Source organism: uncultured Idiomarina sp. (genome assembly GCF_964010655.1).
Lineage (GTDB): Bacteria > Pseudomonadota > Gammaproteobacteria > Enterobacterales > Alteromonadaceae > Idiomarina > Idiomarina baltica.
In genome coordinates, this window is record NZ_CAXGLS010000061.1 from 1 (window position 1) to 10565 (window position 10565).

Here is a 10565-nt window from a genome sequence, read left to right on the forward strand (position 1 = left end):
ACTTTTTTGATCGATTCCCACATAGCTCACACTCGGCTTATGTTTGAGTTGACGGAGACCGAGCTTTACTCAACCCGTTCAAGCGTGTCACGTAATTTACTTTTAATAAAAGGCAAAGGCGCTCGACTTTCAATTGACGATTACGGCACCGGTCTTTCCAACGCTGCGCGACTCACTACCGCACCGTTCGACGAGCTTAAACTCGACAAATCATTTATTCAGAATATCCACGACATCAGCGAACATTCATTTGCTAAGTCGACCGCTGAAATAGCCCGTACCCTGCACATGAAAACTGTTGCTGAAGGTGTGGAAGATCAGCGCACGCTCGACTGTGTACGTGAGTTAGGAATCGAACAGGTACAAGGCTTCTTACTACATAAACCTCAGAGTTTTGACGACCTGATGAGCACCGATATTCGGCTTACCTAATGACTAAACAAGACGAGCTCAAAACCTTTTGATAGGCTAGTGCCACAATTTAAAACACGCAGCGGTAACTCTTTCGTATGCAAACAATTTTGGGCGCCAGCGGTCAAATCGGTATCGAGTTGGCACGAGCACTTCATCGTGATTACACCACTGATATTCGTATCGTCAGTCGCAATCCAAGTAAAGTAAATCCAACCGATAGCACTATGAGCGCAAATCTGTTGAATGCAGAGCAGACTGCCCATGCCGTCAAGGGCTCAGATATCGTCTATCTCACAGTCGGTTTGCCAATGGACACCGAACGTTGGGAGCAAGAGTGGCCGGTAATCATGCGCAACGTCATCGATGCCTGTAAGACGCACAATGCGAAACTGGTGTTTTTTGACAATACTTATATGTATCCGCAAACGGCCGAGCCCCAAACTGAGGACATCCTCTTTGAGCCTCACGGTAGAAAGGGTCAAGTACGCGCAGACATCGCCCAAGAGTTGATCTGTGCGCAAACAGAGAAAGATATTGTCGCACTGATTGCGCGCGCTCCAGAGTTTTACGGGCCCGAGAGAACTCAAAGTATCACTCAGTCGACCCTAATTGAGCCGCTCAAACGCGGTAAAAAAGCACGGGTCTTTTTAAGGGATGACACACAACGCACTCTTATCTACACGCCAGACGCTAGCCGCGCCTTGGCACTACTGGGCAATACGCCCGATGCCTTTGACCAAACCTGGCACTTACCTTGTGACGATAACCGTTTAACCTATCGCGGCATGGTTGAAACGATTGAAACAATCACACAAAAGCCCTACCGCTACTCAATAGTGAAACCTTGGCAACTAAAATTGGCGAGCGTTTTTAGCAAAACGCTGCGCGACGCACAAGAATTAATGCCGCGCTATCAAGTCGATAACGTTTTTATATCCGATAAATTCAAGGCGCGATTTCCGGAGTTTTCAGTCACCTCTTATCAGGAGGGTCTTAAAGCTTGTTTCGACTAACTCGCCACTAAAATGGCAAAGGTAGTTTTGCCGTTCGCCCTCCATCCACACGATGCGTCAAATGACTCAGGAAGAGAAAAATTCCCCAGCACTTGGCTGGGGAGAACATTAGCCAGGGAGAGAGTTTAGGCCAATGCCGCCATGTTAATGCAAATGATTTTTATTTGCAAATTTAATTTGGACACAAAAAAAGGAGCTCGAAAGCTCCCTTTTGGATAATAGGTACTACTCAGCAGTCGTTACAGTGCAACGATGTTTTCTGCTTGAGGACCTTTAGGGCCTTGAGTGATCGCGAACGATACACGTTGACCTTCGTTAAGCGTTTTGAAGCCATCGCCAGTGATTGCACTGAAATGAGCAAATACGTCAGCGCCGCCTTGCTGCTCGATGAAACCAAAACCTTTTGCTTCGTTAAACCATTTAACTGTGCCGTTTACTGTATTAGACATAATCGTAATCCTGATAAAAATAATATATTAAGCCGCCACGACCAATGCCATGAGCGGATGGTGCGGGTAAAAACGGAAATTTAAAACTACAGGACGAAGATTGACTACAAGTAATGCGACGTAGAGGAGGTTTAACTAACTTTCTTATCCAACGCCGCCTACAATACGCGAGTTTAAATATTAGTCAACGATTATTTTTAATTTATTTTTAATGAGCAAGAACGGCAATGTCCGTCCTTGCTCACTAGCGTATTAAAACCAAACTCTAGCACCTACAACGATGCCCGTTTCATGGGTTTGCCGCCCTTCTCGCTGTAATCGATCTGCGGTGTTACCGAGCGCTTGATTCCAATAGACGCCGATATACGGCGCAAATTCTCGACTGATTTCTTGTCGATAGCGCAACCCCACTCTTAAGTTACTTAGCCCCGATTCACGCCGGTATTTTTCCGAGTCGGTGACATTGGCGGTGATTTCTACTCGTGGTTGCAAATAGGCGGTTTGACTTAATCTCCACTCATACTCCGTTTCCGAGCGCAACTGTATATCACCTTCCTCATTCACCATGAGTGAGTTATCCATTTCAAACCAGTAAGGTGCCAAGCCCGAAAAACTTAACACGGCATAATGCTCAAACGAGCTATCGGATGAAAGCTCGCCACGGGCACCAACTCCCGCCTGAATGGACCAAAATGGAGACACTAAATAGCCATAGAGTAGTTCTGCTTTTTCGATATCGGTCGGTGCGCCATCATTTTGTACATTTTCACCCTCGGTTTTAAACACAAGTCGATGATAGTCTCCACCATACCAAGCCATCATATCCCAAACAGCTGATTGTTCATGCTGATTGGTTCGCGCGATTTCCAATCGGTCAAAAAGAACGCGTCCAGTATAGTGATCGCTTACAGGCTCTGGCCAATCATCCTTGGCATGTCCTGCTGACGCAATAAGAGGAAAAAGACCGCCTAACAATAATAGAAAGTTTTTCATCATCCGCTCCTTAAGAAACATTTACTACGCGAAACATACCCGCCTTCATGTGATAAAGAAGGTGACAATGAAAGGCCCAACTGCCGTGAGCATCCGCTGAGATGAGCAGTGATACCTTTTCGCTTGGCTTTACGCTGATGGTGTGCTTACGCGGGCGAGGATAATGACCATTTTCTAACTCCATCCACATACCATGCAGATGAATCGGGTGGTCCATCATCGTGTCATTAACCAACACGAGACGAAGCCTTTCCCCCTCATTAAACTGAATGGGTCCGTCTACTTCAGTAAACTTTTTCCCATCAAAAGACCACATGTAACGTTCCATGTTACCGGTCAAATGCAACTGTATGGTGCGCTCAGGTTCACGCGTGTCAGGCCATTCGTGAGCTCCTTTTAAGTCCGAATAAACGAGAACACGATGATCGACATTCTCAAGCCCGAGCCCCGGTTCGTCCAAGCGACTTACTGGATTTTTAGCAATCATAGCAGCACCGGGTCCGTGGCCACCATTAGCATGGTCAATTTGTATATTGTCGACAGGTAATGGTTGCTTAGTGGACATATCAGATTTCATGGAAGACATAGACCCTTCCGTCATGCCTTCCATCTTCATGTTAGCCATTCCCATAGCCGCCATACCACGTTCAGGTACGGGCCGTAACTCCGGTATGGGCGCTTCAAGTCCTAATTCGGGCGTTAATGTACCGCGCACAAACCCACTTCTATCGAAGCTCTCAGCAAACAGCGTGTACGCTTTACTTTCTTTGGGTTGTACAATGACATCGTACGCTTCGGCGACACCAATGCGGAACTCATCTATTGTGACAGGCTGAACAGGTTGGCCATCGGCGGCAACCACCGTCATCTCCAAGCCAGGAATTCGGACATCGAAAAAGCTCATCGCTGAACCGTTTATAATACGAAGGCGCACTTTTTCTCCGGGCTTAAAAAGCCCAGACCAGTTCATCCGCGAATCGCGGCCATTCATCAAATACGTGTAAGTACTACCAGTAACATCGGCTATGTCGCGAGGACTCATGCGCATCCGCCCCCACATTTCACGCTCTTGCCAGGTTTTTTCCAACCCTTGCTGACGAATATCATCAAAGGTGTCAAAGAGTGTGCGCTTATGGTAATTATAATAGCCTTCAGCGACTTTCAGCTTGCGAAAAACATCATTAGGATCAGAAAAGGTCCAGTCGGTTAGAATCACCGTATGCTCTCGATCGGCACCGATATCACCATCTTTGGAGTCAATAATAAGCGGACCTAGGTGACCGAGCTGCTCTTGCAACCCCGAGTGACTGTGATACCAATAGGTACCGCTTTGCTGCACATCATAGCGATATTTAAATGTTCGACCTGGTTTTATGCCCTCATATGATACGCCAGGAACGCCATCCATATTTTCAGGCAAAATGATTCCATGCCAATGAACAGACGTATCCTCCATCAGTTTATTGGTGACATTTAGCTTTGCAGGTTGGCCCTCTCGTAGACGGATCAAGGGTCCGGGCATTTGTCCATTTATGGTAATCGGACGACCCATCTTCTGACCGATGAGTAGCGGTTTTCGTGCAATCGTTAAGTTCACCTCGTCGGTGGCTAAAACGGAATCTTTAAAATGTCTACCCTGCGGGGACGCCCAGACGGGTGCCACTTTGGCAAGCGCAAGAGCGGAAGCCGCTGTCAGTGCTGATTTAACAAACTGTCGACGCGACGGATCAATAGAATTATTCATACAAAACTCCACAAAAATAAATTGTGTATTAATAACTGTGTGGCATAGCTGCCATGTAGAAATTAGCAGTAGAGTTTTGTGTAAATCGGAGGGCGAAATAGCTCGCTACCATGCTTTGGTCGAGTTTCTGTAACCGCACGGCTTTTTGCGCTTTCGGCTAAAACCGTTGCCGGAGTTTCAATCGAAGCATCACACTCAACATAGGCAATAGAGAGCCCTGTACAGTGAACTCTTAGAAGGTCATCGCAACAGTCATGCATCACCGAGTTATCGTGTTCACACGCATGAGCATTTTCTTGCTGGCACACACGCTCTGCGCTTGCCCATTGAGGCAACAGTAAAGTCGATGAAAAAATAACTAAAACGAAAAATGCTCTAAGTGACATTTGATATCCATACAGCATGTCGATTGCTACCTATCCACATTGGAATACCTCTAACTTTTTGTCAAATACCAACGAAAAGTGTCGAGAAACACAGTGTAAAGATAATATTGAAAATACATTCAACTTTTCGAATTTTATGTTACTTTCCCTTCGAGCACTTCGTTCTTTAGGGGGAACACCATGCTAGGATTCAACAACAAGCTAGAGCAATTGAATCAACCGTTATCAGCTTTTATTGCACCAACGGCGAAAAATAAGCCCCACATTCAGCAAATGACGCGTGCCATTAAAACGCAGTCACATTGGCACGGTGCTATTCAGTTTATTCATGATCAAGGCCACGAGATCTGGATACGCGTGATTCTAGAACCCGAAAAACTAGGAAACGACTCGCAATTAGCATTTGCGGCCTACGGTTGTGAGCTCACGCATACCATTACAAAGTCGCGAGAAACAGAGGATTTACTCAAAGCCCTCAACCGCTCATCGGCTGTCATCGAGTTTACGCTTGATGGTCATGTCATCGCCGCAAATGAAAACTTTCTTGATGCTTTGAATTATCGGCTAGACGATATCGTTGATCAGCACCACCGTGCATAACGAGGCAGGTGTCCTCTACAAAGTGGTTAAGTTCGCGTCGGTGATCACCGATCAAGTTAAGCGCGAACAAGCCATCGTCGAAACATCCGATATTGCTCATGACGTCTCGACTCAAACAGATAAGCATGCGCAACAAGGTATGGCTGTTATTCGAGAAACCATTGACGCTATGCGCGTGTTAGCACAAAAAATTGAGCAAACCAGTCACCACATCGCTGAACTTAACACTCAATCAACGAAAGTCACTGAGTTAGTCGACAGTATCCAAGGCATTGCCGCCCAAACCAACCTCTTAGCACGAGGTTGATGAACACGAAGCGGTGCTCGCGGCGGTGATGGCTGGCATAATAGCAGCCACCATGACCGCAGCCTCAATAGCGGCCACCGCTTGTTTTGCCGCGGCCGACACCATTTCACCCTTTTCTAGCTGCTCAACGCGCTTTTTGCGCTGTTTCAGTTCTTGCTTGGTGAACACTTGCGGCAACAGCTTAGCGCTGTTGGCTAAAGCGACTAAAATCGCCACACGCGGTTCAACCTCATCATCACTCATCACAGCACTGCGCATTGCTTCACGTATTTGCTGTTCGGGTTCTGGGTTAAGCTCGGGATAAACGCGTCGCTCAAACAGCCATAAAACCTTTTCCTTTTCTGCGGCTACGATATGAGCGTCCACCAAACTCTGGGCAACTTTGTGTTTTAAATCTTTAAGTTGGCCTAGCTTTTGTACCCAATCCTGCAGCTTACGTTGTCGCTTAGCAGACTTTATTTGACCCAACGCTTCGTCCAATAACGCGTCATCGGTACTGGCGTCATCCACAACCGACACTTTATTTTTATTATCCGTTTCAATCGCAATACGCTCGTGCATCAAAAGCTCTGACAAAAGTGCGGCTGCGGTTGCATATTCGACATAAGCACCGTTCATGGTGCCGCGCTCTTCACTTAACGCGAGTAACATAACGGCTTGGTATAGACGAATTGTATTTGCCATAAGCGACCTTAATAATTTTGGTTATTGATAATAGCCCCATAAATTCACATTGAGCAAATTTCCACTCGTGTCGACTAAAACTCCTTCTTGCGCAGCGCCTTCTTTTGTCCCTGTTGTTTTTTACTTTTCAGGCGTTTCTCTTTTGCCGATCGACTCGGTTTAGTCGCGATACGCTTTTTCTGCACATAAGACACACTGCGGATTAGGCCGGTCAATTGCTCAAGCGCCAGCTCTCTGTTGCGCGCTTGGCTGCGCGTCTCTTGTGCTTTGATAATTACTTTGCCGCTTTGCGTAATCCGATGATCGGACAACTTTAGTAAACGCTGTTTATAAAAGTCGGGCAATGAAGATGACTGAATATCAAAGATCAACTGTGCCGCGGTAGCGACTTTATTGACATTTTGGCCACCTGCACCGCTTGAGCGAATAAATTGCCACTCGATTTCGTGCTCAGGGATTTCAACCCGTTGAGATATCTTTATCATTAACTTCTTTCGTATTTGGTTAGAAGTATAAGGTTAAGCGTCTTAAACAGTAGGCACAAGTTAAGCAGTAACAACACAGTTTTTACCCGCTCTTTTAGCCGCGTAGAGTTGTTTATCAGCACGTCGAATCGCACTGCGGCTATCGTCATCACGCTGGATAGGTGCAGCTCCCATGCTTAAACTTAAACATGAACGATCCGTGTTGGTATAATGATGCGGAATATTCAACTCAATCACCTTGTCACGCAACTCGTTAAGTTTGCTTTCAAGGTCATAGGCAGAAGGAACAATCATCGCCAGCTCTTCGCCGCCGTAGCGATACACCTTAAGCGGTGTATTACTGCGTAGGCACTCTGCTATCTCCTTGATAGCGCTATCGCCCGCCTCGTGCCCGTAGTTATCATTATAGGCTTTAAACTCATCAATATCTGCAATCATCAAATGATACGGCTTACCGGATGAGATAGCCGCGTCCAAATCACGATCAAACGCCCGACGATTAAATAGCCCCGTTAAACCATCCATATGAGCTAAGGCATCAAGCTTTCGATTCGCTTCAGCTAACTCGGCTGTACGGGACTCCACCTCTCGCTCTAGTTCATCTTGCGCTGTAATAAAGCGTGATGCCATGGTTTGGAACGCCTTCAGCGCTTGTTTAACTTCGCCGCGCGCCTTAATCTTGGTTGTTTTATGGGTTTGCGCCTCGCGATAATTGCGCTGGCCCATCAACGAAGCCACTTTAGCGACTTCTTGTAAGGGTCGACTGACTTCGCGTTGAATGAGCCAGTAGCTCATCAGTAGAATTAAAATCACCAACCCCACGCCTGCACCAACAAGCTGTAACGGCAACACGATCGCCTGGTTACGCACCTCAGCAAGTGGATATGTGGTAATGTGCCACCAACCTGGGCCCGGCAGCTTATTAACGAATAGCAACTGACCTTCCACTTCGCCACTCAAAATAGTGGGTGTCTCTGAAAAGCCTCTATCAACCACCAACTGACTCAAGCGCTGATACAAAGGTTCATTGTAGGTTTCTGAGGTGAGTGTCGAACGCGCAATAATAGCGTCTTGTGTGACGTTAGATGCGGCAATCAAGTCACCATTATTGTTTAACACGACATGCTCAGCGTTGGGGCGTTTCTTTTTAGTCAAATCGCTCACTAAACTACTGAGCACCACATCAAAACTCGCATTCGCGAGATGTTTACCCGCCAGATCGACAGGCTTTTGATAAGTAATGGTTAAAACGTCGGCTCAAATATCGTAGTAAAGCCCGGTCCAATTAGGTTTTCGCTCGGGATTATTGACCTGTAATGTCGACCGTACGACCGAATAATCCGTCATCACCAAATCCTTATCTGCGAGCAGCCCCCACGGTGATTCGGTTGAATACATTAATAAAATATTTTCGGGCATCGAAAAGTGTGAATTCGACACCTCATTTTGCCAAGCGGGACCAAGTTCATTGAGGGTATATTGAGCCGCAATTACGCGTGATTTAAGTTCGTCATCCAGCGCAACGTCGCGCTTTGTAATTCGATAGAAACTGCTGTGCAAGAATGTCGCCGTTTTCTTCTACGTGATTAAAAAAAGCTTCGTTACGCTCAAGCGCAGGGGCCAAATCTTGTTCCAACAGTCCAATGACACGTTGTCTTGCATCATCATAAGCGACTTGAAATGTAATTGCCGACGCAATAACAACAATGGAAATTGCCCAAATACTGATTTTAAACAGCAAGGCATTGGTGAGTTTTTCGCGTTTTTTGATACGTCGGTGTTTTGTCTTCTTTCCAAAATCATTCGCTTTTTTTATTATAATTGGACTTGCATGTTTAAACTTTATAATATTTTTTAAGAGCGTTTACTACTGTATCCGTCTGTTTGTTTTTGTTCACCCATTCATTATTAAAGCATCAAATACAATGCGTTGTTGGTCTCAGTGATGTAGAATATTGACTTCTTATCCCCCGTTTAGGTTGCCAATTTATACATGACTTTTTCTGAACTCGGACTTTGCCCTGAAATTCTTAATGCCCTTACACGCCAAGGTTACACCGAACCTACTCCTATACAAGCACAAGCAATCCCAGCCGTCATGGCCGGCAACGATGTGATGGCAGCGGCTCAAACGGGCACTGGCAAAACTGCAGGCTTTACCTTACCGATTTTAGAAATGCTCAAAGGCAATGAGCGTGCAAAAGCCAATACCGCGCGCGTTTTGATCCTTACGCCAACACGTGAACTTGCTGCTCAGGTCGGCGAAAGTGTAGCCAACTACGGTAAAGACTTACCGTTAAGTTACGCTGTTGTCTTTGGTGGTGTAAAAATCAATCCGCAGATGATGAAGCTACGCAAAGGTGTGGATATTCTCGTCGCAACACCTGGACGTTTGCTCGACCTTTATCAGCAAAATGCGATTCGCTTTCCACAGCTCGAAACGTTGGTATTAGATGAGGCCGACCGTATGCTCGATATGGGCTTCATCCATGACATCAAGAAAATCATCAAGTTGCTACCTGCGAAGCGCCAAAACTTGATGTTCTCTGCAACATTTTCGGATGAGATTCGTAAACTCGCCAAAAGCTTAGTGAACAACCCCGTAGAAATTTCGGTCGCAGCGCCGAATGCCACCGCTGAACGGATTGAACAAACCCTATATGCTGCCGAGAAAACGCATAAACCGCGTATGCTGATGCAGATCTTACGCAATCTCAACTTGCCACAAGTGATTGTATTCTCGCGCACCAAACATGGCGCCAACCGGCTGGTTAAACAACTCGATAAAGACGGCTTTTTAGCTGCCGCGATACACGGCAACAAGAGCCAAGGCGCGCGTACCAAGGCATTAAGCGATTTTAAATCAGGTGCGGTGCAAGTATTGGTGGCAACCGATATCGCCGCGCGTGGTTTAGATATCGAAAAGCTACCCTATGTCATTAACTACGACTTGCCTCAAGTGGCAGAGGATTACGTTCATCGTATCGGTCGAACAGGCCGCGCGGGACAAGTCGGTCACGCCATTTCCTTGGTGATGGACGAAGAATTTAGAACACTCAAAGCCATCGAAAAACTGATCGGTCAGCCCATTGAGCGTCGCACGCTTGACGGGTTTGATGAAGTCGAACTGACCGGCAAAACACCTCCACCGAAGCGCGAGCAACGTCCGCCGCGTAAATCTCGTGGTGCACCGAGTGACAAACAAAAAAGCCCTGGCCGTGCTAAGCACCGACGCCAGGGCTCGAACAAGTCGAGTCAACGCTAATTAGAACTGATAACTGACCGATGCCGAGTAGTTAGCCGGCGCGCCGTAGAAACCCTGCGCCCAGTACAAGCTATTTAAATACTTCTCATCGGTCACGTTATAACCGTTGACGCGCACAGCAAGTTTATCCGTCACCTGCCAGCTTGCCATCAACCCAAGTAAGCCATAAGACGGCTGGTGCGTCACGATAGTCTCACCTGCATTGTCATAGGCAGGACCGACAGT

13 protein-coding genes and 1 pseudogene are annotated in these 10565 nt (G+C 46.7%); 5 read left to right on the forward strand and 9 right to left on the reverse strand.

Features of this window, described 5'->3' with window-relative positions:
* Together ABNS04_RS11480 and ABNS04_RS11485 are read left to right on the forward strand one after the other, a co-directional pair.
* Nucleotides 1-432: EAL domain-containing protein (locus tag ABNS04_RS11480; RefSeq protein WP_348671509.1), on the forward strand; the 432-nt coding region annotated here is incomplete at its 5' end.
* Nucleotides 433-509: 77 nt separating this feature from the next.
* Complete coding sequence (locus ABNS04_RS11485; protein WP_006955630.1) at nucleotides 510-1427, forward strand: NAD-dependent epimerase/dehydratase family protein; 918 nt, start codon at nucleotides 510-512, stop codon at nucleotides 1425-1427.
* A 239-nt stretch (nucleotides 1428-1666) separates the two neighbouring features.
* Here the strand turns inward: ABNS04_RS11485 and ABNS04_RS11490 are convergent, their stop codons facing one another.
* The 4 genes from ABNS04_RS11490 to ABNS04_RS11505 form a co-directional block, all read right to left on the reverse strand.
* Nucleotides 1667-1876, reverse strand: coding sequence for a cold-shock protein (locus tag ABNS04_RS11490; RefSeq protein ID WP_006955633.1), 210 nt, complete (start codon nucleotides 1874-1876; stop codon nucleotides 1667-1669).
* Between the two features lie 252 nt (nucleotides 1877-2128).
* Nucleotides 2129-2869: a copper resistance protein B gene (locus ABNS04_RS11495; RefSeq protein WP_006955635.1), complete on the reverse strand. Its 741-nt coding sequence runs from the start codon at nucleotides 2867-2869 to the stop codon at nucleotides 2129-2131.
* A 10-nt stretch (nucleotides 2870-2879) separates the two neighbouring features.
* Entirely contained in the window at nucleotides 2880-4613 is a 1734-nt protein-coding gene (locus ABNS04_RS11500) for a copper resistance system multicopper oxidase (protein ID WP_348671512.1), read from the reverse strand.
* 62 nt (nucleotides 4614-4675) lie between these two features.
* A complete protein-coding gene (locus tag ABNS04_RS11505) occupies nucleotides 4676-4999 on the reverse strand; it encodes a hypothetical protein (protein WP_006955639.1) in 324 nt (107 codons plus the stop codon).
* A gap of 180 nt (nucleotides 5000-5179) precedes the next feature.
* On the opposite strand from ABNS04_RS11505, the gene ABNS04_RS11510 reads away from it, so the two are divergent.
* On the forward strand, nucleotides 5180-5599 hold the full coding sequence (locus ABNS04_RS11510) for a PAS domain-containing protein (RefSeq protein ID WP_272977264.1): 420 nt from the start codon (nucleotides 5180-5182) through the stop codon (nucleotides 5597-5599).
* Complete coding sequence (locus tag ABNS04_RS11515) at nucleotides 5592-5906, forward strand: hypothetical protein (protein WP_272977266.1); 315 nt, start codon at nucleotides 5592-5594, stop codon at nucleotides 5904-5906. The genes ABNS04_RS11510 and ABNS04_RS11515 overlap by 8 nt, the downstream gene beginning before the upstream one ends.
* Here the strand turns inward: ABNS04_RS11515 and ABNS04_RS11520 are convergent.
* The 4 genes from ABNS04_RS11520 to ABNS04_RS11535 all read right to left on the reverse strand — a co-directional run bounded on the left by ABNS04_RS11520 (nucleotide 5892) and on the right by ABNS04_RS11535 (nucleotide 8635).
* Entirely contained in the window at nucleotides 5892-6590 is a 699-nt protein-coding gene (locus ABNS04_RS11520; protein WP_272977267.1) for a GPP34 family phosphoprotein, read from the reverse strand. The genes ABNS04_RS11515 and ABNS04_RS11520 overlap by 15 nt on opposite strands.
* A 74-nt stretch (nucleotides 6591-6664) precedes the next feature.
* Nucleotides 6665-7075, reverse strand: a complete 411-nt coding sequence (arfB, locus tag ABNS04_RS11525) for an alternative ribosome rescue aminoacyl-tRNA hydrolase ArfB (protein WP_290614224.1) — start codon at nucleotides 7073-7075, stop codon at nucleotides 6665-6667.
* Nucleotides 7076-7135: 60 nt separating this feature from the next.
* Nucleotides 7136-8239 (reverse strand): diguanylate cyclase, encoded by a 1104-nt coding sequence (locus ABNS04_RS11530; RefSeq protein ID WP_348671515.1) that lies wholly within the window; start codon nucleotides 8237-8239, stop codon nucleotides 7136-7138.
* 93 nt (nucleotides 8240-8332) lie between these two features.
* A complete protein-coding gene (locus ABNS04_RS11535) occupies nucleotides 8333-8635 on the reverse strand; it encodes a hypothetical protein (protein ID WP_348671516.1) in 303 nt (100 codons plus the stop codon).
* A gap of 433 nt (nucleotides 8636-9068) precedes the next feature.
* Between ABNS04_RS11535 and ABNS04_RS11540 the strand changes: the two genes are divergently transcribed.
* Nucleotides 9069-10340 carry a DEAD/DEAH box helicase gene (locus tag ABNS04_RS11540; RefSeq protein WP_006955649.1) on the forward strand — a complete coding sequence of 424 codons (1272 nt, stop codon included), beginning with the start codon at nucleotides 9069-9071 and terminating at the stop codon, nucleotides 10338-10340.
* Here ABNS04_RS11540 and ABNS04_RS11545 read toward each other — a convergent pair.
* A pseudogene (locus ABNS04_RS11545) lies at nucleotides 10341-10565 on the reverse strand (TonB-dependent siderophore receptor); the annotation flags it as partial. It abuts the gene before it with no gap.

Bases quoted from the DNA above. Each gene is read 5' to 3' on its own strand.
- ABNS04_RS11485 (WP_006955630.1), top strand. From the start codon at position 510: ATGCAAACAATTTTGGGCGCCAGCGGTCAAATCGGTATCGAGTTGGCA.
- ABNS04_RS11490 (WP_006955633.1), bottom strand. From the start codon at position 1,876: ATGTCTAATACAGTAAACGGCACAGTTAAATGGTTTAACGAAGCAAAA.
- ABNS04_RS11495 (WP_006955635.1), bottom strand. From the start codon at position 2,869: ATGAAAAACTTTCTATTATTGTTAGGCGGTCTTTTTCCTCTTATTGCG.
- ABNS04_RS11500 (WP_348671512.1), bottom strand. From the start codon at position 4,613: ATGAATAATTCTATTGATCCGTCGCGTCGACAGTTTGTTAAATCAGCA.
- ABNS04_RS11505 (WP_006955639.1), bottom strand. From the start codon at position 4,999: ATGTCACTTAGAGCATTTTTCGTTTTAGTTATTTTTTCATCGACTTTA.
- ABNS04_RS11510 (WP_272977264.1), top strand. From the start codon at position 5,180: ATGCTAGGATTCAACAACAAGCTAGAGCAATTGAATCAACCGTTATCA.
- ABNS04_RS11520 (WP_272977267.1), bottom strand. From the start codon at position 6,590: ATGGCAAATACAATTCGTCTATACCAAGCCGTTATGTTACTCGCGTTA.
- arfB (WP_290614224.1), bottom strand. From the start codon at position 7,075: ATGATAAAGATATCTCAACGGGTTGAAATCCCTGAGCACGAAATCGAG.
- ABNS04_RS11540 (WP_006955649.1), top strand. From the start codon at position 9,069: ATGACTTTTTCTGAACTCGGACTTTGCCCTGAAATTCTTAATGCCCTT.